The following is a 23,435-nucleotide window of genomic DNA, read 5'->3' as shown; positions in this document are numbered from 1 at the left end:
ACGAAAGTGAGGGAACCCTCATGTTTGGCGGTGACCTGTCGGTATACCGGCCAGTAACCGCGCCGGTAACTTAGGGGACCATGTCAACCGGCATGGGAAGGGTCCGAAAAGCGCCAGGCCAGGCAACATACCCGGCGGTATGCCGATGGCCGAGTCTTCGCTCGGTCAACCGTTATGGAAACGTTATGTGATGTGAAACACCCGCCGCGCGTCGTGACCCGACGTGATCGGACAGCGAGTGACCTAGAGTCGGCCGCATGAGCAGTTGCATCTTCTGCGCCATCGTCGCGGGCACATCCCCGGGGCGCATTGTCTACTCCGACGACGACGTGGTCGGCTTTCTCGACATCCGGCCGATCACCCGCGGACACACCCTTCTCGTACCCCGCGTCCACTCCGCCGGCCTCGACGACCTGGACCCGACGATCGGTGCCGCGCTCTTCCGCGCCGGCCAGCGACTGGCGACCGCGATGAAGACCGGGCCGATGTCGGCCGACGGTGTGAACCTGGCGGTGAACGACGGCCGAGCAGCCTTCCAGACCGTATTCCACACCCATCTGCACGTCGTGCCCCGGCACGACGGCGACAAGCTCAGCTTCGCCAAGGGCTTCCTCGTCCGCCGCGACTCCGACACCGACGAGACCGCCGCCCTGGTCCGCGCCTGCATCGAGTCCGCCGGATGACCTTCGCCGGGCCGCCCGGCGCGGACTCCGGTACACCGATCCCGGCCGCGGTCACCGACCTCGTGCGCCGCGCGGAGTGGATCACGGTGTTCAGCGGCGCGGGCATGTCGGCCGAGAGCGGTATCGCGACCTTCCGGGACGTCCAGACCGGGTTGTGGGAGAAGTTCGACCCGGCCGAACTCGCCACCCCCGAGGCGTGGGCACGTGACCCGGCACTGGTCTGGGGATGGTACCGCTGGCGCGCCCGCGAAGTGCTTGCCGCGCAACCCAATGCCGGCCACCTCGCACTCGCCGAACTCGCCGCCTCACGCACCGTCATGGTCGTGACGCAGAATGTCGACGACCTCCACGAACGGGCCGGTAGCGACGTCGTCAGCCATCTGCACGGCAGTTTGTTCGCCCCCAGGTGTTCGGTCTGCGGGACCCCTTACGACGGACCCGGTGCGCGCCCCGATCCTGCCGACGACCAGCCCGGCGCGGCGTCGGACGACCCCCGTGTGGTCCCGCCCACCTGCCCGCGCTGCGGTGGGGCCGTGCGGCCCGGCATCGTCTGGTTCGGCGAAGCACTGCCCGAATCGGACTGGCAGCGTGCGGATCAGGCGTTTCGCGCGTCGGAGGTGGTGCTCGTGGTGGGTACCAGCGGGATCGTCTACCCAGCGGCCGCATTGCCCGAACGAGCGGTTCGCGCGGGCATCCCGGTCATCGAGTTCAACCCCGCGCCGTCCGCTCTCTCCGACGTCGTGACCCACAGCCTGCGGATGCCGGCCGCGGTCGGCCTGCCCGCGCTGCTCAGATCACTCGGCTGACCGACGGCGTCGGCGGGCCCGGCGGCAGAGGTGCGTCACTCCCCCGCGGTGAGGTCGATCGGTTGCCACCTGACGGCGTCCCGCACCGCGCTGTCCTGATTCTGCACCGCCACGAGCGAACCCGGCTTGCATCCGCGCTCGTCGAGTACGGTCGCGACGTGATCCAGGACGCGATCGGGATCGAGTTCGAACTCCGACTCCCGCACCCGCACGAATTGCCAACCGCAGCGGCGCAATTCACGCTCACGTTCCAGATCCGACCGTGCCTGCTGCCCGGTCCCGGCGAACTCGTCGGCATCGCATTCGACGGCCATGCGCGCGTCGGCCCCCAACACGACCAAGTCGACGACCCGGTTGTTGACCGTGACCTTCGGGCTCACGTGATAGCCGAGTGCCGTCAGACGGTTGAACACCCGCTGCTCGAGGAGGTTGTCGAACGGGGGCACGCGGCGATCGTCGGGGACGTCACTGGGCATCGCCCCGATCGAGGGTCCCTCGTTGGCCGTGACATAGGACAGCAACGAGTAACGAAGATCGTTGTGCCGCAAATCGTCGAGACCGATCGAGTGGAACAGCCACAACTGGTCCATGGCACGGGTCGCCGCGACGTTGACTCGGCGTTGGGACTCCGCCCGGCTCAGCGCCGAGATCGCGCCGGCGTCCGAGACGACCATCGACAGGAAGACCACGCGTCGCTCGTCGCCCTGGAAGTCCGGCGGGGACCCGACCCGGATACGCCGCGAACGCCAGGTGTCGGAGTCGATCTCGGCGCGTAGCGCCTTCTCGATCGCCTCGACCTGCTTGACGCCCTGCAACGCGATCACGCCGAAGTCCAGTCCGTCGTAGGCCGGATCGGCCAGACAACCTCGTAAGGCCTCGACGATCGCGGCCACCTCGGCGTCGTTGGTGACACCGTTGCCGGTTCCCGTCGCGGTCCCTTCGACCGCGACCACCCGTAGCGGTTCGAGCCGGTCGGAACCGTACTGGCGCACCGGGATCAGCGGCGCGGAGCCGTAGAACTGGCGCGACGAGAACTCGATGATCTCCGGCATGGACCGGAAATGCTCGCGCAGACCGACGACGTTGCCGAACCGGCTGCGCAGCAACGAGAACAGACTCGACCGGGGCGTCAGCCCGTCGCGGAGGTAGGTCGGCAGATCGGGCAGCGCAGCATCGAGCTCGGCGAACGCCGAATCGAGTGTGGTGCCGCCCAGACCGGCGGGCGCGCACTGCTTGTCGTCGCCGACCACGATCACCCGCGGCGCCAGCCAGAGGAGGAAGGCACTCGTGATGTCGGCCTGCGACGCCTCGTCGACGATGACCACATCGAAGGAGTTGCGGCGCGGCGGCAGCGTCTCGGCCACCTGACTGATCGACATGATCCAGGCGGGGACGGCGTTCTGCGCCTCCACCATGGCCTCGCGCGCCGCGCGCCGGAAGCGATTGGCGTGCTTGCCCGATCCCTTGCCCAGGTTGATCATGTGGTCGCGATAGGACTGAACGGCCTGCAGCTCGCCGGCGGTGGTGCGCGCCAGCAGCTCTCGGATGGCACGCGCGGACGCGAGACGGGTGGTCAGGGCCGCGATGTCGACCTCGATCGCGTCAAGCGAGGACTGCAACCGGTCCTCGGCGAACGGATCACTACGGTCCTGTGCCCACGTGTGGGCGAACCGCCATGCCCACGCCGCACCCATGTCCCGAGCGCGCTCGATCCAGATCGGATCCCGCGCGCTCGCCCACATGGTCTTCGCGAGTTCGGGTGCGCGGCTGCGCAGTCGGAGTCCGAGCAACTCGAGGGCGTTCTGCTGCTCGGCCTCGGCCGCGGCGGCCGCGAACGCGCGGCGCGCGTCCCGGATCGCGGACGGGTCGGCCGTGCCGAGTGCCGAGACCAGCGCGTCCCCCTCCGGAGACGGCCCCTTCTCGAGTTCGGTCGTCAGTCCGTACACATGGTCGGCGAGCTCCTGCTCGGCGAGGACCGCGTCGTTGGCAGCGGCGACCGATCGCGCCTGATGAGCGACCTCGGCCACCTCGGCGACGGTGCGCGGCCTCGGCCCGCCAGGACTGACCGCCTCGAGTTCCCGCACCAGGTGTTCGCGCCCGGTGAGCAGCCGCGAGATCCATGTCAGCTGGGTGTCGAGGCGGACGAGGTGGTCGAGCTGTGCCGACCGCGAGCCCGAGGCGTCGACCGGGACGTGCAGATCCGCGAGGATGCGATGCACCTGGTGGGTCGCGTCGACGACGGTGAGGTGATCGGCGACCCGGCGGAGCGTCGCCTCGTCCCGGGGCGGGCGACCGTCCACCGTGGCCCGCACCGGCGCGTCTTCCAGTGCGCGCTGCTGGGGTGAACGACGCAACCGTCCCCGCCACTGTCCGCCGTCGCGCAGGTAGTCGGCAGCGGCGTCGAACAGTGCGGCGTCCCCGGGCCGGTTCCCGTCGACGACGACGGTGTGCGCACCCAGGTCGCGATCCCGGCGAGCCGCCTCGGCGATGACCGGGGACAACGTCGTCACACGCGACCACAGATGTGCGGCTCGCCCGGCCAGCAGCCGGTCAGCCATGTCGATGATCGGATCCGGGTACGAGGCCACCTCGCCGGAGGCCACCGCCAGGTCATCGCAGATGTCCTTGATCCGGACCAGCCGGGCGCTGTCGACCCCGTCGAGCACGGACATCAGGGTCCCGGCACCGGCCATCGGCTCGCGGGGCCGGGCGGCGATCCGATCGCAGATCGCGTCCATCTCCCCCGGCTCGGGCAGGTGGTCGTCCAGGTCGACGAAGCGCTGCGTGAGACGTGAATCGGAGCCCCCGGTGCTCGCGAGCAACTCCGCCAGCCGGACGAACTCGGCCGAGTCCAGCGGCGGAACGGCGCCGTGGACCGGACCCGGCAGCCAGTCGAACGCGGCGGCGTCGGCCCGCACCCGTCGGACGATCTGCGCCGGAGAGCCGCGGTAGTCCCCCGCGACCCATTCGTGGATCTCGGTCTCGTCCGCACGCAGGTCCCACAGTTCGCGCAGCGTCTGATCTCGTTGCCGCAGAGCGTGATCCCGGCGTGCAGCCAGATCCGCTATCTCGGCGTCCGCGACGCCCGGGGTGAACGACGCCTTGCGTTCGGCGAGCTCGGTCACCGCGTCGACAATGCCCTCGGAACTGTCCTGGGAGACATCGGCGATCGACACCGTGAGTGCCCGCAGCGCGGGCGGCAGCATGTCCCGGAGCACGTGGAGCGCGTGAGCCTTCTCGCTCACCACCAGGACGCGCTGACCTTTCGCCAGCAGCGCCGACATCACGTTGGCGATGGTGTGTGTCTTACCGGTGCCGGGCGGACCCTCGACCACCACGCCGCTGTCCGCGCCGAGCCGGGCGAGCACGTCACGCTGTTCGACGTTGGACGGCAGCGGGAACAGCGCATCGGCGACCAGCTCCGCGGGCTCGAGAACGCCGGGCGCCCGAAGTGCGGCGAGTCGGTCGGCGGCCTCGATCGGCCGGACGAGCTGCGCCAGTCCGACCGGCACCTCCGAGCTCTCGTCCCGTAGGTCGGCGATGATGGCGTCGTAGAAGGCGAGCGAGCTCTCCACCCCTCGGCGGCGCAGGACAACAGCCGGCCGGGCCTCGACCTCGAGGCTCACCCGTGCCGTGTCGACATCGATCGCCTCGCGCCACTCGGCCACCAGCTCGGTGGTCTTCGGAGACAGCACAGAGGACTGCGCGGACAACTTGCCGCGGATCTTGACCGCTCCCGCGAGATCGAGTCCGTCCACCGCGGCCAGGAGATGCGTGTCGTGCACGGCCGGCGACGAACCCGCGCCGAGGGACAGCCGGATCGTGTCGTCCTCGTCGCGATCGACGACGAGCGCCTGGGTGAGAAGGTGCTCCCGGACGATCGGCGCGGCGTCGTCGTCGTCGGCATCTCGTACCGTGACCAGCGCTGAGGCGACGACGAGCTCGAGCTCCTCGGGATTGTCGACAAGCGCGTCGACGAGGTCGCCGAGCCGGGAAGACGCAGAATCCGGTGACCCGGCGTCGGCCGCCTCGCGCTGGAGCTCCACCACCACCTGGCCTGGAAGGGCATTCGAGCGCACGGGCACCGATGTGGACGGACCGACCCAGACGTGACCGGGATGGTCGGTGATGTCGTGGACGTCACCGGAGCGGGACCGGACGAGATCGGCCAGAAACGTCATCAGCCGGGTGACCTGATCGCGCAGCATCTCGCGAGCGTCATCCTGCATACCGATGTGTTCCTCTCGTGGCCGGCGACTCCTACGCTACAAGACGCTGGTCAGAGGAACCCGCGCAGTCGCGCGGGACGGCGTCGGATCACCAACCGGCGTCTCAACCGTTGGTGCGGGAACGCAGCGCGCGGTAGCCGCCGTCGACGTAGCGCACGTTGGTGTAGCCGCACTCGGCGATCTGCTCGGCGATCCGCGGGGCCTCCGACCGGACCGACACCACGGCGATCTCGGTGTCGCGGTCACGGATGACCGGGAAGGTGCCCGAGGGTGTGGGGGCGAACCGCGTCGGCACCTCGGTGGGATCGACCACGAGGGCACCCGGCAGGCTGCCCTGATGCCGCATCACCTGCGGACGTGCATCCACGACGACCGCGTTCCCCTCGCGGCTGTGACTCATTGCCTCTGCTGCTGAAATCGCATTCACCACTGACACCGGTGACTCACCAATCCTGTTGCTAGAAATATCCGTGTCTCATCATGCTCGCGTCGACCACCGCGTGATGATCCGCGCTTGGATGACCCCCGCTGACCAGGTTACGGAACGATCTCGGATTGACAAGTTTTCTCACACAGCTCTCAGAACTGCACAATTGTGCGCAACTTCTGGTAGGCGGGCGCCGACGGGTCAGGAATGACGACCGCGGCCGGCCACGCGCGGCGACGGACGCTTGCCCCAGCTGTCACCGCGACGACCGTCTCGTCCGCCTCCGTGACCCCCGGCGCCGCGCTTCGCACCACCACGTGTGCGCGGCGACCCCATGTCCTTGCGGATGTCGATCGGATTCTTGCCGATCTTCGTGTGCCGCAGATTGGACAGGGTCTCGTTGTCGAGGTCGTCGGGAAGTTCCACGAGGCTGAAGTCGTCGCGGATGCTGATGTTGCCGAAGTCGGCGCGGGTCAGGCCGCCCTCGTTGGCGATGGCACCGACGATCGCGCCGGGCGAGACCTTGTGTTTGCGGCCGACGGCGATCCGGTACGTCGCGAAGCTCGCGCCGGGGCGCCGCGGAGCACGCTCACGCTCCGGGCGCTTCTCGGACTGCGGCGGGTCCGGGGTCATCAGGAACCCGCCGTCCCGCGTCTCGAGTGCCAGCGCTGCGGCGATGTCGGCCATCGTGACATCGTTGTCCCGCGCGTAGTTCTCGATCAGCCCGCGGAACAGGTCGAGGTTCTCCGACGACAGGTTCTGCGTGATGGAGTCGGCGAACTTCGCCACCCGCTGGGCGTTGACGTCGTCGACACTGGGCAGGCCGATCTCGGTGAGCGTCTGCCGGGTGGCGCGTTCGATCGCGCGGAGCAGGTGACGTTCGCGCGGCGAGACGAACAGCAGCGCATTGCCCGACCGGCCGGCACGCCCGGTGCGGCCGATGCGGTGCACATACGACTCGGTGTCATGCGGGATGTCGTAGTTGACGACGTGCGAGATGCGGTCCACGTCGAGTCCGCGCGCGGCGACGTCGGTCGCGACGAGGATGTCGATCGAACCGTTCTTGAGCTGGTTGATCGTTCGCTCGCGCTGAGCCTGGGCGAGATCGCCGTTGATGGCGACCGCGGAGAATCCGCGGGAACGCAGCTTCTCGGCCAGCTCCTCGGTCGCCTGCTTGGTGCGGACGAACACGATCATGGCGTCGAAGGTCTCGACTTCGAGGAACCGCGTCAGTGCGTCCAGCTTGCGCTGGTGGGAGACCTGCAGATAGCGCTGGGTGATGTTCTGCGCGGTCGCGGTCTTCGACTTGACCGTGATCTCCTGCGGAGAGTTCAGGTACTTCTGCGCGAGACGGCGGATGGCACTGGGCATGGTCGCCGAGAACAGCGCGACCTGCTTGGTGTCCGGGGTCTCGGCCAGGATGCGCTCGACGTCCTCGGCGAAGCCCATCGTCAGCATCTCGTCGGCCTCGTCGAGGACGAGGAACTCGAGTCCCGAGATGTCGAGGGTCTTGCGGTCGAGGTGATCGATGACGCGCCCGGGGGTGCCGACGATGACCTGCGCGCCACGACGCAGACCGGCGAGCTGGACGCCGTAGGACTGCCCGCCGTAGATCGGCAGGACCTTCACCTCGGGCATGTGCGCCGAGTAGCGGCCGAAGGCCTCGGAGACCTGCAGGGCCAGTTCTCGGGTCGGCGCCAGGATCAGGGCCTGCGGCGTCCGCGCCGAGGTGTCCAGCCGGGACAGGATGGGGATGGCGAAGGCCGCGGTCTTACCGGTGCCGGTCTGCGCCAGGCCCACCACGTCGCGCCCCGACAGGAGGGTCGGGATGGTGGCCGCCTGGATCGGCGACGGCGTCTCGTAGCCGACATCGGTGACGGCGGCGCGGACCCGCGGATCGATTTCGAGGTCGTCGAACGAGCCGACAGAAGGGTCGGCCGGGGCGTCGTGCTCGCCGTGATCGGAAGTACTCATGCGGCGGAAGTCTCATTCATCGCCCTCAACTGTAGTGGCCCTCCACCAGAAAGTCGGCATCGTGCCCGTGCGAGGTCGCATCGGCCCCGTGAGCAGGGCATGAACCACGCTTGTCGACCGGTGTGATGCATCCCACGAATACTGGTACTGTCAGTGCCACTCATCCGGCCATCGGCCCCGGTCACACGCATACCGATGTCCGGAATGTCCATTTGTTCTCCCGTCTCAGGAGTGCCATGCAGCAGCAGTACGCCACCCCGTCCGATCTCACGATCGACGACAAGGCGACGACCGTCGACACGATCCTGCGCTACCGCGCGGAGCGCCCAACGATGCCGCTCTTCCGCAAGCGCTCGCACAACCAATGGGTCAACGTCACCGCCAAGCACTTCACCGACGAGGTGGACGCGGTCGCCAAGGGTCTCATCGCCTCGGGCGTGCAGCCCGGGGACCGCGTCGCGATCCTCTGCTCCACCCGCTACGAATGGACCGTCCTGGACTACGCGATCTGGCGCGCCGGAGCGTGCACCGTCGCGATCTACGAGACCTCCGCGCCCGACCAGGTCCAGTGGATCCTCGAGGACTCCGGCGCCACGTTGCTGTTCGTCGAGAACCACGAGCACTACACCCGCCACCTCCGGGTCATCGACGAGACGGCGACCCTCAAGGAAACCCTGGTCATCGACGAGCATGCGCTCCCCACGGTCACCAAGCGCGGCGCGAAGATCGCCGATGCCGACCTCGACCAGCGTCATGCGAACGCGTTGTCGTCCGATGCCGCCACGCTGATCTACACCTCGGGCACCACCGGACGTCCGAAAGGTGTGCTCCTGACCCACGCGAACTTCCTGGCCGAGACCGCCGCGACCCGCGACGCGGTCGGCGCCGGCATGCGCGAGGGCAAGTCGACGCTGCTCTTCCTGCCGCTGGCACACGTCTTCGCCCGCGTCGTCGCGGTCGGTTGTGTGGAGAACGGCGTGGTCCTCGGACACACCAATGATCTGACGAACCTCGTGGCCGACCTCGGCGTGTTCAAGCCGAACTACGTGCTGTCGGTGCCCCGCGTGTTCGAGAAGGTGTACAACTCCGCCAAGCAGAAGGCCTACGACGGCGGCAAGGGGTCGATCTTCGACAAGGCCACCGACACGGCGATCGAGTACAGCAAGGCGATCGAGGCCGGCAAGGTCGGACTCGGCCTGAAGCTCCGCCACGCAGTCTTCGACAAGCTCGTCTACGGCAAGCTGCGCGACGCCCTGGGTGGCCAGTGCGAGGGTGCGATCTCCGGTGGCGCCCCGCTCGGTGCGCGCCTCGGTCACTTCTTCCGCGGCGTGGGCATCCCGGTGTACGAGGGCTACGGACTGTCGGAGACCACGGCTGCGGTGACCGCCAACAACGAGGACAATCAGAAGGTCGGCTCGGTCGGCCGTCCGATCCCGGGCGTCACCGTCGCCATCGCCGAGGACGGCGAGGTCCTACTCAAGGGACCGGTCGTGTTCGGCGGGTACTGGAAGAATCAGGCCGCCACCGACGACGCCATCCGCGACGGCTGGTTCCACACCGGAGACATCGGCACGCTCGACGACGGATACCTGTTCATCACCGGCCGCAAGAAGGAACTCATCGTCACCGCCGGCGGCAAGAACGTCTCCCCGGCCCAGCTCGAGGACACCATCCGGGCGCATCCGCTGGTGAGCCAGTGCCTCGTCGTCGGCGACAACAAGCCGTTCATCGCGGCGCTCATCACCATCGATGCCGAGGCCGTGCCCGGTTGGCTGGACCGTCACGGGCTGCCCGCCGACACACCGATCTCGGACCTGGTCGAGAACGCCGACCTCAAGGCGGAGATCGACGCCGCGGTGAAGGAGGCGAACACCAAGGTCTCCAACGCCGAGGCGATCAAGAAGTTCTCCATCCTCGACACCGACTTCACCATCGACACCGGTGAGCTCACCCCGACGATGAAGCTCAAGCGCAACGTGATCCACGACGCGCACAAGGAAGCGATCGCCGACCTCTACACCTGAGCAGAACTCATCACGACTCGCCGCGGCCCGGGATGCCCCCGGGCCGCGGTGCTGTCTATCGTGCAAGTCAATGAAACGAGACCTGGCCATCGACGCCACCCGTGGGGTGGCGATCTGGAGCATGATCACTGCGCATTTCGCGCATGAATCGACGCTGGCCACTCCGACTCACGCCTATCCCTACGTCGACGGTATGTCCGCGTTCGTGATGCTGTCGGGAATCGTCCTCGGCCTCGTCTACCAACGGTGGGTCACGCGTCACGGCCTCGCCTTCGCCTACAAGCGACTGGCCAAGCGGATCATCGTGCTCTATGTGTGCCAGCTGGCCATCGCGCTCGTCGCGGTCGCAGCCGCCCTGGCCGGCCACCGCTGGCTGACGCTCCTGCTGCCGGTCGACGGCTGGGGCGACGGCATCTGGCTCGCGCTGACGATGCAGTACCTGCCGAGCGGCGGCAACATCCTGCTGCTCTACATGGTTCTGCTGATCTCCGCGTTCGGACTCTTTCCGCTGTTGCGCCGGGGCTGGTGGGTCTGGGTTCTCGGCGCCTCTCTGGGTCTCTACGTGTTCTCGCTGATCTACTCCCCCGGGTGGTTCTACCTGAGCGCCTATCAGGCCGCCCCGCACATCCAGAACGTCGCCGGCTGGCAGATCATGTTCGTCCCCGCCCTGGTCATCGGCTGGAACTGGTCGCGCTGGCGAGTGCCGGAGTTCGTCGACCGGTGGCTCGTCGCGATCGTCGCCGTCGCCCTCGCGGTGGCGTTGTTCTTCCACTTCGGCATCGACTACGGCCCCTGGGCGCACCTCGAGCCGTACGTCGCCGACAAACTCGACTTCCGTCCGGCGCGGGCGATCGGCGCGTATCTCGCGATCCCGGCCGTCTACGGGCTCTTACGGCTACTACTCAAGTGGTGGCATCACGACTGGCTGCGTCCACTCGTCATGACCGGGACCCGCAGCCTCGACTCCTATGTCATCCAGGCGATCGCTCTCGTCGTGGTCCCCATCCACATCGCGCACCGCCCGTGGGACACGGTCACGATGGACGCCGTCGCTCTGCTGGTGTTCGCCACCTGCTGGGGCTGGGCCGAGTTCCGCTACTTCGCCCACGTCGACAAACTGCACAAGCTCCCGGTACGGGCGGTTCGCCTCATGCGTCCGCACCGACCCGAGATCACCCCGGGACCCGGGCCCGGCGTACCCACCCCGGAGACGTCGGACGCCGGCCGGGGAGCCGGACCGCTCGTCGACGACCAATCGGAGGCGGACCGGACCGGACCGAGTCGAACCGGGGCACGTACCGAGGAACCGATGGGAGTTCATCCGTGACGGGTGAGATGACACGCAGTGTGCATGCCGGGAACGACTCGTCGGGCCCATCGGTGCGGACTCCCATCACGATGGCGAACTCGTATCACCTGCCGCCCGAACCCGAGACGATGAGCTGGTCGGGCACCGAGCAGCTGTTCTACACGCGCAACACCGGCGCCAACCAGGTTGCGTTGCAGGACAAGCTGGCCGCACTCGAAGAAGCCGACGACGCCGTCGTCCTCGCCTCGGGGGTGGCCGCCCTCCACGCCGTGTTCTTCACCTTCCTGTCCGCGGGTGACCACGTCGTCGTATCCGACACGACGTACGAGGCCACCTGGAAACTGTGGTCGGATCTGCTGCCGCGGAAGTACGGGATCGAGGCCACCTTCGTCGATGTCGGGGATCTCGACGCGACCCGCGCCGCCCTGCGCCCCGGAACCCGCATGCTGATCGCCGAGACGATCGCCAACCCGACGACCAAGGTCGCCGACATCGGCGCTCTCGCGCAGATCGCCTCCGACGCCGGCGCGCTGCTGCTCGTCGATTCGACCTTCACCCCACCCGTGCTGTACCGCCCGCTCACCGACGGCGCCGACCTGGTCGTGCACTCGCTGACCAAGTACATCAACGGCCACGGCGACGCGATGGGTGGTGCCGTGCTCGGCCGGCCGGAACTGATCTCACAGATCCGGGAGCAGGCGATGGTCGACGTCGGCGGCGTGATCTCGCCCTTCAATGCGTGGTTGATCGCCCGCGGCGCGATCACCCTGCCGCTGCGGTTCGCTCAGCACCAACGCAACGCCGAGCGGGTCGCCGCCTTCCTCGACGAGGACCCGCGTGTCGCCTATGTGCGCTACCCGGGACTGGCGTCGCACCCCGAACACGACCTCGCGGCACGACAATTCGGCGGTCGCGGCTTCGGGGGCATGATGGCGTTCGCGGTCCGCGGCGATCCGGCCACCCAGAACCGCTTCGTCTCGGCGCTGACGACGATCACCTCGGCGGTGTCACTGGGTCACGACGAGTCGCTCATCGTGCATGTCGGTGCCGACGGGCCGCGGGTCGCCGCCTACCCCCAACCGTTCCGCGAGTGGGGACACTTGCGGTTCTCGGTGGGACTCGAGGATGCCGACGATCTCGTCGCCGACCTCGCCGCGGCACTGGACGCGACCTTCCCGGTTCGTTGAGCCTCCGCCGCAACCACTCTCAGGTCGCCTCGTAGAGAATCCCCCGGCCGATCGCTTCGCGGACCACGGGCAGCGCGGCCTCGGCGAGAGCATCGGCGTCGACGCCGTGGAAGTCGGCGAGGAGTTCGAGCAGGACGCCCAGCGGAACCTGTCCCCGACAGCCGGCGAGCAGCGCGCGCGAGATCTCGTCGACGCCCATCACGGCGCCGGGCCCGCCGGGCCGACGGACAGCCGCCGATACCTGTTGCCAGCCCTCGTCACCCGGCAGCGAGTGTTCCTCGAGCATGACCGGCGCCACCGACAGACGCCGCGCGAGCAGTTGGTCGTCGGAGGTCTCACGCAGGTAGCGACGTCGCGCCAGGAACGCCTGCGCCTCGTATCCGGTCAGCTCTTCGCCTGCGCCGGTGATCTCCTCGATCACGACGTCGGGGTCGCGGTCTTCTCCCTCCAGCGGGGCCCGGGCGGTGATCGACCCCATCCCGATGGCGACGATGCCGTGGGCGTCGAACCACTCGAGCCACTCCGATCCTCGTCGCGCGGCGGTCGATTCGTCCTCACCGGCATCGGACAGCCACAGGGAGACGTAGCTGATCGGGTCGGCGACCTCCCGCTGCACGACCCACGCATCGAGTCCGGTGCCGGCGAGCCACGAACCGACCCTCTCCTGCCACGGTTCGCCGTCGCGGATCACCCAGTTGGCAAGGATCTGGGCGGTACCACCGGGATTCAGATGCGCGGGCAGGTCGCGGACGAGTTGCTCGCACAGTCCGTCCCCGACGACGCCGGAGTCGCGGTAGATGTAGTCCTGTCCACCCGCGCCGACGACGAACGGCGGATTGGACACGATGAGGTCGAATCGTTCCCCGGCGACGGGTTCGAACATGCTCCCCGCGCGCAGATCCCACGACATCCCGTTGAGGCGGGCGGTCGCGGCGGCCAGCGCCAGCGCCCGCTCGTTGGTGTCGGTGGCCACGATCTGCTCACAGTGGGCGTCGAGATGCAGTGCCTGGATGCCGCATCCGGTACCGATGTCGAGCGCGCGGCGGACGGGTTCGCGGATGACGGCGCGGGCCAGCGAGATCGACGCGCCGCCGATGCCCAGGACATGGTCGCGAGCAACGGGTCCGGGCCTCATCGCGGCGTCCTGATCGGCGACGACGAGGTAGTCGCGGGTGTCGTCGGCGTGCGGGCGGATGTCCAGGCGGGCGCGGAGCCGCGAACCGTCGACCCGTGCCAGCACGCCCTGGGCGACCAGCACGTCCGTCCCGGACGTCGGAAAAGCTGCGGCGACCGCGTCGTCGGGTTCGTCCGAACCCAGCAGGAACAGACGGATGAGAGTGGCGAGCCGAGCGTGCTCGCCGGTGACCTCGCGCGTGGCGGCGAGGGCCGGCCACCAGACGCCCCGGACGAGTGCCTCGTGGGCGTCGGTGCCGAGCAGGTCGGTGACGCCGTCGTTCGTGTATCCCGCCGACCGCAGGTCGGCACCGAGCGCCGCGACCACGGTGTCGACGGTCAGCGGATGACCGGTCGCGTCGTCGGCGAGTGGCTGGGGTCGTCCCTGATCCGCGGTCACGGTCGCCAAGGCTACCGACGAGGCGGCCGCCCGTGGCCGGACGGGTTCAGCACGAGGCGAGGACCCGTCGCATGGCGTCGCGTTCGGCTGGGGTCACCCACAGTCCGTAGGACTTCTTGACCTCGATCTGCCGGCCGACGTAGGTACATCGGTACGCCTTGTTCGGCGGGAGCCAGGTGGCGGCGTCGCCGTCGCTCTTCTGCTGGTTCACAGTCCCGGAGACGGCCTGCAGATTTCTCGGATCGTTCGCGAACGCGATGCGCTTGCCCGCAGCCCATGAGGCAGCACCTTTCTGCCAGGCGTCCGACAGTGCGACGACGTGGTCGACCTGCACGAGCGCCGACGTCTCCTGTCCCCGCGTGAACGGGATCGTCGTACCGGTGTACGGGTCGGCCAGCGTGCCGGCGAGGACTCGACAACCGTCGGCGTGGAACGTGATCCCGGTGAGGTCTCGCCGCAGGATGTCCTCCCGGGTCCGGCAGCCGTTGCGGCCGAATTGCACGTCGACCGCGTCGTCCCAGGCCCTGCCGAACCGAGTCCGCGCATAACCGGTCTTGGGCGCGCGACCCTTCACGTCAAGCGAGGCGAGGTCGGTCAGCGCACGATCGGCGGCGGGAGCCGAGGTCTGGGGTTGCGGTGACGGTGACGCAGACGAACCAATGGCGGGAGAAGTCGGTGTGGGTGGTCCCGATCCGGGCGCGGTGTCGATACCCGTCCCGGTCACGAACAGAGCGCTCGCCCCCACGGCGACCGACACTGCGGCGATCACCACCGACAACCATGCCGCTCGACGTCTCACCTCGGAATCGTTGCACGACGCACCGACAGTGCCGCCGGTCACCCGGTGCGCGGACATCCGCCGCGCACCTTAAGATTCGTTCGACTAACTTCCCCTTCGCGGACTGCACTGGTCGCGCACGACGCCGCGGTGGCGCACGGGCGTCGCTGTCGCCGGGGTACCAGACGACTATTCGGGTAGTGGGTGCATGAGTTCAGGTCGGGGCAATGCAGCACGGCGGGTACAGCCATGGGTTCTGCGGATCGTTGCCGTGTTCACATTGACGATGTCGTTGCCCACCCTCGCCGGCGGGACGAGCACGGCCGCGATCCTCGGCAGCACGGCACCGTTCTCCGTGTCGCCGTTGCGCGCGACGCCGGTCCACGAGCTGACTCCGACGGTCGACCCGGAAACCGAGACCTACCCGGAACGGCTCGAGCGCATCGACAGCCTGACCCGCCCGCTGCTGCCGACGCCGAAGTCGCTCGACGGCGCCGAAACACGCTGCGCAAGCGGTGATTTCACAACCCTGTCCGTGGTGTACGACTCGATCTTCGAGTCGGTCTACGACGTCTTGCCGCCCTCCTTGCGGGCGTCGGCGCGCGCCAGCCGCATTGCGGCACACCGTGACATGAGCCGGTTGCACATCTCGACCCTCGCCGTGACCGAGCATCCGCTGACCCTCGGCGCCGACGACGACGATCCCGCACTCGACTACCGCGACCCCATCTCGCAGCTTCTCGTCTCTAACCTCCTCAAGATCCGCGACGGCAGACACGCCGAGGCGATCCCGCTCGGGAACATCACCGTCATCCAGGCCGTGGAAACGGTGTGGCTGTACATGTTCACCACCGTCCTGATCCCCGCACGGCTCCTCGTCGGGTCGGCACCCGACCTCGGCAGCCCGTTCGCCGGCACCGACGCCGACGGCCTGGCACAGTTCGTCACCTACAACTGGCTGATCTCCGCCTTCGTCTTCTCGGCCGAATTCGCCGTGAAGGCCCTCCTGCGCGCCACCGCGAAGACCGTTCTCGACCAGTGCGTCGCACGTGTGACCGAGGAGCAGCGCGCCCAGGCCGGGCGTCCGAGTGACACCGTCCGCTTCGACATCCCGATTCCGCCGATGGTGGCCGAGATCGCCGACCACCTAGCGCTGGCCGATGTCGAGACCTGCACGCCGATCGGCTCACTCACGCTCGGTCGGCTGGTGCGGTACGTGTCCGAGCAGGCAGAGGAGAACAACCCCGCCGATGCGCCGCGGATCCGCGCCGAGACCACCCGGATCCTCGGCGTCATGCGCGGAATCCGCATCCACCACAACCTGATCCCGCTCGACCCGGCAGAAGAACGATCGGTCGGCGAACTGGGCGCGTCATTGTTCGGCTCGCTGATTCCGGTCTTCGGCGGCGCCCCGCTCGACATACTTCTGGGCATCGGACACAACCTCGGCCATGGGGCGGACCCCTGGGAAACCGTCTCCCTCGACGAGCTCACGGTCAGCAAGCCGATCACCGCGGCGCATTACGCCTACAAGCTCGCGCTGCACCTGATCCGCGAGGTCGGCAACGTCATCGAGCCGTCGATCCTCGGTGACAGCCCGCTGCGTCCGACCCGACTGCTCGTGACCGTCCTGGGGCTGCCGATGACCTACGGGCTGGTGACCGCGCATCACGTGATCCGGTCGATGTGTCTGCGTGCCGACGACACCTCCGGGAGCGGCTTGGGCGCCGAGGCGAATCGGCGGATGGCGACCGACTCCACCCCGCGTCCCGGTACAACTCGCAATCGCGAATCCCCCCGACCGTCGGCGTCGAGAAGATCAGAACGGCCGCGCGCGACAAGCTCTATTCCGCACCCCGAGCCGCCCCGATTCGGCATTCCCGGCCTGAATTGACGCATTCGATCCGCATTCGGCGGACTCATCTCGCAGCTATTCGACGTGAGTCCCGACACCAGGAATGCAGACGTCCATGATTCCGGCGAGTTGATCGACTACCGTGAACACCGTGTCGAAAATTCAGACGGTGACCTTTGTCGACGACCTTGACGGTCGCGAGCTCGATCCCCAAGACGCGCAAACGGTTTCGTGGTCATGGCTCGGAGTCGACTACGAACTCGACGTGTCCTCGGCCAATCTCGACAAGATCGAACAGGGAAAGGTGACCGTCGCGAAATTACTCAAGGCCTCGACTCGGGTCGGCGGCCGACGGCGGTCGCCATCAGCTCGGACGAAGACGAATTCCGGCGGCAGTGGCCCGTCGGTGAATGCCTCCATTCGCGAATGGGCAGCCGAGAACGGTTACGAGGTGTCGGCCCGCGGCCGCATTCCGAACGACGTCGTCGAGGCATACAACGCCGCGCACTGATCCAGCCAACGGCGTTATCAGATTCATCGCCAGAGTCCGATTTCCGGACTCTGGCGATTAGTCATTCACCACGGCCAGTCGTCACTGATATCCGATCGTGCTGTTTCGTAAAAGATTCGGTATCCCGCGACCGAGAACGCCTGCCGGGGCGGCGAATCGAGATGTCGTCCATGTTCCAGCATCCGGTCCGCCCCCCAAATCCACGCTGTCAATGCTTTGCTTTGGTAAGATGATGCCCACGAACGGTGGGCCACCGGCGTGTGGAGCAGTTCATCGCCGGAGGCCACCCCGAGGGGGACAGGAAAATCGGATGAGTACAGCGGAGAACGAGCCGGTCAACGACGACAGCGCTCGCGCCGAGGCCCCTGACGAGGTCGCAGTGACGGCACGAGTCAGGGTCACACTCGACGACGGTTCGACGAGGGAGGGCGAGGTCGTCGACGACTTCAAGGACCTGGCCGGCGACACCACCGTCGAAACCCGAATCGACGACGAGCACACCGCAAGACTGCGCCGCTGGGCCATCTCGACCGACGACCACGACATCGTCTTCGCCGATGACGACGCCGTCGAGATCATCGCTCCCTGACACACACACGGACCGCCGTGTCGAAGGCGCCAATATGCGCCGCTGACAGCGCTTTTCGAGAGGGAATGCTAATGGCTGTCTTCCTGCCATCCACGGACGAGGCAATCCTCGTCCGGACTGACTTCTCCTCCGACGACAAGTGGAATGAGCTCATCTTTCACGCAAGTGCGCCGGTGGATCATCCCCATCCGGAAGGACAGTTTCAAGCATCAATTCGACATGTGACCGAGCCCAGCAATGACGGCGCCTCTGTAGAGGACTTCGTCAACGCCACCGTCGGAGGAGAACCACCGTTCTTCCTGTTCGTCGCAGACACGGAGGCTATCCGAGGCCGCGAACACCTGCTGCTGGTCGTCGACCTACTCGAGAATCGAGGCGCAACGCTGCGAGTAGCGCCGAATCAGCTGTGGTCAGTCGAGAACAACCTGTCGCTGGGCAACATGTCCTTCAGCGAGTTCGTGCGGGCCGCACGAGACGGCGTCTACCGCGGTTTTCCCGATCTCGAGGAATGAACATCTACCGACCCGTGTGACCGTGCGCACGTCGGCAACACGGGAGCGCTATCTGATGTCGATATGCGCTAGTTGCAAATAGCGCAAAGACACCGAGATGGCGCTTATCTGCGCCCGCAGGGCCGCCGATGCCGTTCAATGGTGCGGATCCTGCACTCATACTTGAATCACGTTTCCGCAGCTCAGCGCCTAGAACGACTTCTAGACGATGCCTCTCGAGGTGATCGGGCGCCTCGCTCACGGCCTTTACCGGTACCAGCTACGCAGAAGACGGCGGCACAGGTCGAGGAGATGGTCGGGCTCTGGTACCAATGCCGCAACGTCGAACAGGTCGCCCGTCTGGTCGGCGCGGACCAGACGACGGTACGGCGAAACCTGCGCAAAGTCGGTATCGACACCTCGCAACGGCGAATGACCGACGCCGACGTTCAGGAGATTGGGCGGCTGGCTGCCGAGGGGCTGTCATGCCGGCAGATCGGGGCGCGGGTGGGCTGGACGCATGGGTCGGTGGCCAGCGCGATCAGGCGATACCGCAGTTCAGTGCAGGTTCAGGCCGAGGGCTCACAGTAGGACGTTGAACCCAATTCGAAAGGAGGTTCCCCATAACAACCAGCTCAACCGCACTCACATACCTGCGCGTCAGCACCACCCGACAACTACGCACAGACCTCGGCCCTGAAGGGCTATCCATCCCCACCCAGCGAGACGCCTGTCAGCGAACCGCCGAACAGCATGGGCTCCGCATCGCCGACGAATACGTCGAGCCGGGTCGCTCCGGCACCAGCATCTCAGCCCGACCAAAGACCAAACGGCTTTAGCAGCGAATCGACACTCACGATCGCACGTGCACCAGACTCTTTCATTAGTGGCGGTTCCGCGCGAAGACCCCTCGACACTCACCTTGTGGGAGGGTCGAGGGCGCGTCAGCGCAAGACCTCGAACGAGACCCCGTGTTCCGTCGCACCGGATTCTGATCATTTCGCCACCTGTCTGCTCCGCAGTCACCGCCACCTCTTGCGAGTGACTTACTTCAGCCAGCAACATGAAATGCGGCAAAAGGATCGCGATTACTCGCTCCTAAGCTCGTACGGAACACCATCGCGATGGAGTACTGCCTCGAGATCATCTATTCTCGTCCGCGCCACCGATAACGCCAACAACCTCTGCGCCCGACTAGCGCCGACGTAGAGAACGCGTCGTGGCTCAGAGTCCACCCCCTCTAACCAAGAAGTAAGGCCACTGTCCACCCCATTCCGTTTGGCATGAGGAACTTCAAGAAGCACTCCAGGAAACTCTTTGCCCTTCACTTCATGAATATGTCGGTGAGCAATTTCCGCCGGGGCGGACAATCCAACAGCAATCCAACTCTTCCAGTCGGCCTCGCGTGGCTTCTGAAACTTCATCGTTACGGATGAAGGTTCAAGGCTGAGGTTCGCCGTTAAGCGGCCAATCGCCAATTGAATCGCCTGCTTCGCGTCGTCTCTCGAAGTCCACTCTGCCGAACCCCGAACCAAACTCGACAGAGAGAGCCTCAATGCAGCCTGCTGTAAACCAAGATGTTCAGTCTTCTCTTCCACAGTTCCCATTTCGAGCCCGACTTGCGTCCAATCGAACAAGCTGAGCACTAGATTCGTGAACTCAATCGGAGCTCTCGACCGATCACGTGGCGACACACCGTGCCGCAAGTGCGCAAGAATTCTTAGCAGCTTCCCGGTACTTCCATTACATTTCTCGAATTTCGCGGCCGTATGCCCAGCTAGTTGAGCAGCCTGCTTCCGAGTTGGCGCTAGTACGGTTGCATTGCCGGAGGGGAGCCCATACTCCTCAAGGATTGTCTTGAACTGACTTACCTTGTACGAATTCGATCCGACAAGAACGAAAATCTTAGACGGCGTAGATCCCGGATCGGGAGTACGGGCAGCCACAACTGCCTCCGACGATAAGGATCGCAGGCTCGTAACAAGGGCACAGATGGCTTTGGACGAGCGGTAGTTGTCATTCAACTCAAGAACCGCTTCGCGCGGCGAATTTGCAACTAAGGCCGAGAACATCTGAGGCTTCGCATTACGGAACTCATAGATACCTTGGTCTGCATCCGCTACAACAACAACCTTCACCCCAAGCACCTTCAGCTGCTCGCGAATTCGATACTCGATGTCGGAGCAGTCCTGAAACTCATCAACAATAATCTCCGAAAACCGGAGAGATATTCTTTGAGGAGCCACGTCAGGTACGGTTCCCTCCAGGATCTGCAGACCGAGTATGCGCGCATGATCGCAATCATAGATATGCTTTGCGAGCAGTTCCTCGATTCGGTCGTTTGCCCTTGCCATGATCCCATCCAGCGATATACCCGCCGCATCGAGCTGCCGAGCATATATGCGTCCGTCCTCACTAGGTGATGCACTAAATGAAAGAACCCCATCAGCATCCGGTATAAAGTCAGTCAGTGGAATCCCTTTGCCGGGTACGCCGCGATCACGCAAATACAGCCAATCCGAACCTGCCAGCTCCATCCAGCTGTCTACGTATCGTGGTTTGATGTGTGCTGTTCGCAATACAAAGGGAGTCACGATGAACTGGTGCACAAATCGGTCAAAAGTACCGACGAAGTGCGGAGGATTGAACTTACCAATAGAGCCAATACGAGTTACGATTTCATCAACTGCCGCATTTGTAAAAGATAGCAGCGCCACGCCCTTATTCGCGGCATCTGCCGTCTGCGAGAATCGAGCGACTATTGCTCGTGTTTTACCGGCACCGGGACAAGCCGAGACAATTTCGACGTCATATTTGAGTGTACAAATCTGCTCATCACTCAGCTTCATCAGTCAAGTCATCTTCCTGCTCTTCTGGCTTTTCCTTTTCCTGATCATCAGGAATGACGTCTGCACATATCCATGTGATCGCTTCTTCAATATAACCCGGCACGACGAACGATGTCGTGTCCACATCGTCATCCTCAACAGCTTCGGCTATCAGCTGCGAGAAGTCTCCTTTACCTATATCTAGACCGCCAGTTTTGGCTTTTAATGCGTCGCTAAATTTCTTTGCACGGTCCTCCGGGCCGCATCCGACACTATCTATAAAGTCATCCCATTTCTTGTCGGATTTCGGGTGCATGACGTGGTGAGCATCTTTCAAAATTGACTCGTTGCTCACTTCACCAAAGATGTCTGCTTCGAAGGTTTGCTTGCCTACATAGACCGCCAGCGTCCGGTTATCCACCGCAGTCTTGAAAGTATTTTCGTATGCTACTTTTCTAGCCTCACCAACTTCTTTCCCGTTTTTGTCGACATCGCGATCGGTAATGACAACGACTTTTTCGACGCGAGGATGCTTACCCTCTAAAAGGAGGGACAAATATGGTTCGAAGTCGACCCCATCGATGGCAACAAAAGAGCAGCTCGCCAGATGTCGATTAACGATCTCGTTGTCCTTATAGATAAAGTTCTTAGCCAGGATTGGTATGAGCAACGCCTCGGCCATACCCTCGATCAGAATGACGTGACGAGCAAAAAGCAGTGATGATCGCGTCACGGTCAAGTAGCGATCGATCTTCCTGACCGACCGATCCGAGAGTCCGAGCGATTTCAGTGCTGTCGCCTTCGTCTCCCAGGCATCCGCCACTTCGTCATCAGACAATTCAACATCCTGCTCCTGATTAACGACAACCTCCTCGGCCGCCATCTCTTCACCAGTCGACGTCGTCAATGTCCGCGCAACAACCACGACCTCTTTTATTGACACCGAACTTGCAAGATTGGGTGAGTGCGTCGTGACCAGTATCTGGACTTGCCCTGCAGGTTCCAGCGAACCCTGCGCCTCAACAGCGGCACGGCTATGCTGCGCTTGTTTCCGAAGGTAGTCGAGTAGAACTGCCTGTAACTGGGGATGCAAATGGGCCTCTGGCTCCTCAACAAGTAATAAGGTCAGGTCGTAATCTTTCGCGTTCGCTAATTGCACGACAATCGTTGCTATGTACAACAGGCTTGCGTAACCTAATCCCGACGCTGCAATCCGCATTGGATCGACATTTGCATCGGCAAGCTGCATCCTCATTAGACCTGCGAGACGTCTCAACTCCTGCTCACGACCACCAAGTCTTAAGCTGTGCTTTCGTGTCGGCGGTGTCATGCCGGTAAGATGCTTCTGGATCTCATCACGTGCCCTGCCCGGCAGGTCAAGTGTGGAAATCTCAGATAATTTACTATTCGCATCGGCAAGAAAATCTATGCGTTCCGGGTCATCCTTCGAAGTTGTCAGGACTTTAAGGACTTCTGCTAACCGCTCGCCGCCGCCCGAATCAAGTTCCCGAACTGCATCCCTTAAGGGAGGTAAGTATACGTGTGCAATTCGTCGACGATTAATCGGTTCGGGGTCTTCGATACCCTGTTCACCCACGGTAAAGTGGCTTATGTTCCAGTAGGGCGTATCTGGATCGCGACTCAACGAATTTTTGTAGATTAGATCTTCGTGTTCGTCGACCAGCTCAGTCATGAACACTGCTTTTTGCGCATCCGAGAGATCCGTGTAGCGTGCTGTCACCTCAACTGTGGAGTCAGCACCAGTCCCTCGCGTTGCGTCGGTGTCGGCAGAATAGGATAACCCACCACGCTCCAGAGCTGAAGTCGTTACTGCCCGGATGCCATCAATAATGGCACTCTTTCCAGATGCATTTTCGCCAACAAGGACGGTGATGTCCTTTGATAGCTCGACGACTACATCCTCGCACGATCTGAAATTTTTAAGTGACAAAGTCGTTAACCACATAGCGCTTTCTCCGCAATTCAATTTATCTATTTATTCAAACACGCCCATTGCCGTATTGGCAATGAGATGCACAATATCCATCACTCCAAGATTCCCGTCGTTACGACGTGTCCGCTAGTTTCCACACAGACTACTCCTGCCGAATGGTGCGAACCTAGTGGATTCTCTCGGTTCTCTGATGTCGTTCCGTCTAACGTGGCACGCC

At 64.7% G+C, this 23,435-nt stretch carries 18 protein-coding genes; 11 read left to right on the top strand and 7 right to left on the bottom strand.

Features of this window, described 5'->3' with window-relative positions; all coding sequences use genetic code 11:
* Nucleotides 1-257: 257 nt before the first annotated feature.
* Together AC3B6C_RS17260 and AC3B6C_RS17255 are read left to right on the top strand one after the other, a co-directional pair.
* Entirely contained in the window at nucleotides 258-683 is a 426-nt protein-coding gene (locus tag AC3B6C_RS17260; protein ID WP_488373596.1) for an HIT family protein, read from the top strand.
* Nucleotides 680-1,489, top strand: a complete 810-nt coding sequence (locus AC3B6C_RS17255; protein WP_014926393.1) for an SIR2 family NAD-dependent protein deacylase — start codon at nucleotides 680-682, stop codon at nucleotides 1,487-1,489. The genes AC3B6C_RS17260 and AC3B6C_RS17255 overlap by 4 nt, the downstream gene beginning before the upstream one ends.
* A 35-nt stretch (nucleotides 1,490-1,524) precedes the next feature.
* Here the strand turns inward: AC3B6C_RS17255 and AC3B6C_RS17250 are convergent, their stop codons facing one another.
* From AC3B6C_RS17250 to AC3B6C_RS17240, 3 genes are all read right to left on the bottom strand, one after another.
* A complete protein-coding gene (locus tag AC3B6C_RS17250; RefSeq protein WP_488373595.1) occupies nucleotides 1,525-5,718 on the bottom strand; it encodes an AAA domain-containing protein in 4,194 nt (1,397 codons plus the stop codon).
* A 103-nt stretch (nucleotides 5,719-5,821) separates the two neighbouring features.
* Nucleotides 5,822-6,154 (bottom strand): rhodanese-like domain-containing protein, encoded by a 333-nt coding sequence (locus AC3B6C_RS17245; protein WP_014926391.1) that lies wholly within the window; start codon nucleotides 6,152-6,154, stop codon nucleotides 5,822-5,824.
* A 192-nt stretch (nucleotides 6,155-6,346) separates the two neighbouring features.
* Nucleotides 6,347-8,119 carry a DEAD/DEAH box helicase gene (locus AC3B6C_RS17240; RefSeq protein WP_010841681.1) on the bottom strand — a complete coding sequence of 591 codons (1,773 nt, stop codon included), beginning with the start codon at nucleotides 8,117-8,119 and terminating at the stop codon, nucleotides 6,347-6,349.
* A 236-nt stretch (nucleotides 8,120-8,355) separates the two neighbouring features.
* Between AC3B6C_RS17240 and AC3B6C_RS17235 the strand changes: the two genes are divergently transcribed.
* The 3 genes from AC3B6C_RS17235 (at nucleotide 8,356) to AC3B6C_RS17225 (ending at nucleotide 12,639) form a co-directional block, all read left to right on the top strand.
* Nucleotides 8,356-10,143: an AMP-dependent synthetase/ligase gene (locus tag AC3B6C_RS17235; RefSeq protein ID WP_010841682.1), complete on the top strand. Its 1,788-nt coding sequence runs from the start codon at nucleotides 8,356-8,358 to the stop codon at nucleotides 10,141-10,143.
* Nucleotides 10,144-10,213: 70 nt separating this feature from the next.
* Nucleotides 10,214-11,470: an OpgC domain-containing protein gene (gene opgC, locus AC3B6C_RS17230; protein WP_488373592.1), complete on the top strand. Its 1,257-nt coding sequence runs from the start codon at nucleotides 10,214-10,216 to the stop codon at nucleotides 11,468-11,470.
* Between the two features lie 8 nt (nucleotides 11,471-11,478).
* Nucleotides 11,479-12,639: a trans-sulfuration enzyme family protein gene (locus AC3B6C_RS17225; RefSeq protein ID WP_488373590.1), complete on the top strand. Its 1,161-nt coding sequence runs from the start codon at nucleotides 11,479-11,481 to the stop codon at nucleotides 12,637-12,639.
* A 19-nt stretch (nucleotides 12,640-12,658) separates the two neighbouring features.
* On the opposite strand, the gene AC3B6C_RS17220 is transcribed toward AC3B6C_RS17225, so the two are convergent.
* Together AC3B6C_RS17220 and AC3B6C_RS17215 are read right to left on the bottom strand one after the other, a co-directional pair.
* A complete protein-coding gene (locus AC3B6C_RS17220; RefSeq protein WP_488373589.1) occupies nucleotides 12,659-14,212 on the bottom strand; it encodes a DUF7782 domain-containing protein in 1,554 nt (517 codons plus the stop codon).
* A gap of 46 nt (nucleotides 14,213-14,258) precedes the next feature.
* Nucleotides 14,259-15,068 (bottom strand): HNH endonuclease family protein, encoded by an 810-nt coding sequence (locus AC3B6C_RS17215; protein WP_488373587.1) that lies wholly within the window; start codon nucleotides 15,066-15,068, stop codon nucleotides 14,259-14,261.
* Nucleotides 15,069-15,276: 208 nt separating this feature from the next.
* On the opposite strand from AC3B6C_RS17215, the gene AC3B6C_RS17210 reads away from it, so the two are divergent.
* The 6 genes from AC3B6C_RS17210 (at nucleotide 15,277) to AC3B6C_RS17185 (ending at nucleotide 19,275) form a co-directional block, all read left to right on the top strand.
* On the top strand, nucleotides 15,277-16,884 hold the full coding sequence (locus AC3B6C_RS17210; RefSeq protein ID WP_488373586.1) for a hypothetical protein: 1,608 nt from the start codon (nucleotides 15,277-15,279) through the stop codon (nucleotides 16,882-16,884).
* 112 nt (nucleotides 16,885-16,996) lie between these two features.
* Nucleotides 16,997-17,356 carry a histone-like nucleoid-structuring protein Lsr2 gene (locus tag AC3B6C_RS17205; RefSeq protein ID WP_488376292.1) on the top strand — a complete coding sequence of 120 codons (360 nt, stop codon included), beginning with the start codon at nucleotides 16,997-16,999 and terminating at the stop codon, nucleotides 17,354-17,356.
* 310 nt (nucleotides 17,357-17,666) lie between these two features.
* Nucleotides 17,667-17,945 (top strand): hypothetical protein, encoded by a 279-nt coding sequence (locus AC3B6C_RS17200; RefSeq protein WP_488373585.1) that lies wholly within the window; start codon nucleotides 17,667-17,669, stop codon nucleotides 17,943-17,945.
* Between the two features lie 71 nt (nucleotides 17,946-18,016).
* Nucleotides 18,017-18,457, top strand: a complete 441-nt coding sequence (locus AC3B6C_RS17195; protein ID WP_488373584.1) for a DUF6924 domain-containing protein — start codon at nucleotides 18,017-18,019, stop codon at nucleotides 18,455-18,457.
* Between the two features lie 291 nt (nucleotides 18,458-18,748).
* Nucleotides 18,749-19,027, top strand: a complete 279-nt coding sequence (locus tag AC3B6C_RS17190; protein ID WP_488373582.1) for a helix-turn-helix domain-containing protein — start codon at nucleotides 18,749-18,751, stop codon at nucleotides 19,025-19,027.
* A 32-nt stretch (nucleotides 19,028-19,059) separates the two neighbouring features.
* Entirely contained in the window at nucleotides 19,060-19,275 is a 216-nt protein-coding gene (locus tag AC3B6C_RS17185; RefSeq protein WP_488376291.1) for a recombinase family protein, read from the top strand.
* A 249-nt stretch (nucleotides 19,276-19,524) separates the two neighbouring features.
* Here the strand turns inward: AC3B6C_RS17185 and AC3B6C_RS17180 are convergent, their stop codons facing one another.
* Both AC3B6C_RS17180 and AC3B6C_RS17175 read right to left on the bottom strand, forming a co-directional pair.
* Nucleotides 19,525-21,285, bottom strand: coding sequence for a UvrD-helicase domain-containing protein (locus AC3B6C_RS17180; RefSeq protein ID WP_488373580.1), 1,761 nt, complete (start codon nucleotides 21,283-21,285; stop codon nucleotides 19,525-19,527).
* A complete protein-coding gene (locus tag AC3B6C_RS17175; protein WP_488373579.1) occupies nucleotides 21,272-23,230 on the bottom strand; it encodes an AAA family ATPase in 1,959 nt (652 codons plus the stop codon). Before AC3B6C_RS17175 ends, AC3B6C_RS17180 begins: the two co-directional genes overlap by 14 nt.
* Between the last annotated feature and the right edge of the window lie 205 nt (nucleotides 23,231-23,435).

The sequence above is a fragment of the Gordonia sp. 11cp genome (genome assembly GCF_057767225.1).
Note: the sequence above shows the minus strand (reverse complement) of the source record. Positions and strands in the feature narration are given on the sequence as shown.

Coding starts and splice junctions, on each gene's coding strand:
- AC3B6C_RS17250 (WP_488373595.1), bottom strand. CDS start 5,718: ATGCAGGATGACGCTCGCGAGATGCTGCGCGATCAGGTCACCCGGCTG.
- AC3B6C_RS17260 (WP_488373596.1), top strand. CDS start 258: ATGAGCAGTTGCATCTTCTGCGCCATCGTCGCGGGCACATCCCCGGGG.
- AC3B6C_RS17200 (WP_488373585.1), top strand. CDS start 17,667: ATGAGTACAGCGGAGAACGAGCCGGTCAACGACGACAGCGCTCGCGCC.
- AC3B6C_RS17180 (WP_488373580.1), bottom strand. CDS start 21,285: ATGAAGCTGAGTGATGAGCAGATTTGTACACTCAAATATGACGTCGAA.
- AC3B6C_RS17240 (WP_010841681.1), bottom strand. CDS start 8,119: ATGAGTACTTCCGATCACGGCGAGCACGACGCCCCGGCCGACCCTTCT.
- AC3B6C_RS17235 (WP_010841682.1), top strand. CDS start 8,356: ATGCAGCAGCAGTACGCCACCCCGTCCGATCTCACGATCGACGACAAG.
- AC3B6C_RS17175 (WP_488373579.1), bottom strand. CDS start 23,230: ATGTGGTTAACGACTTTGTCACTTAAAAATTTCAGATCGTGCGAGGAT.
- opgC (WP_488373592.1), top strand. CDS start 10,214: ATGAAACGAGACCTGGCCATCGACGCCACCCGTGGGGTGGCGATCTGG.
- AC3B6C_RS17195 (WP_488373584.1), top strand. CDS start 18,017: ATGGCTGTCTTCCTGCCATCCACGGACGAGGCAATCCTCGTCCGGACT.
- AC3B6C_RS17210 (WP_488373586.1), top strand. CDS start 15,277: ATGTCGTTGCCCACCCTCGCCGGCGGGACGAGCACGGCCGCGATCCTC.
- AC3B6C_RS17190 (WP_488373582.1), top strand. CDS start 18,749: ATGGTCGGGCTCTGGTACCAATGCCGCAACGTCGAACAGGTCGCCCGT.
- AC3B6C_RS17225 (WP_488373590.1), top strand. CDS start 11,479: ATGACACGCAGTGTGCATGCCGGGAACGACTCGTCGGGCCCATCGGTG.
- AC3B6C_RS17215 (WP_488373587.1), bottom strand. CDS start 15,068: ATGTCCGCGCACCGGGTGACCGGCGGCACTGTCGGTGCGTCGTGCAAC.
- AC3B6C_RS17255 (WP_014926393.1), top strand. CDS start 680: ATGACCTTCGCCGGGCCGCCCGGCGCGGACTCCGGTACACCGATCCCG.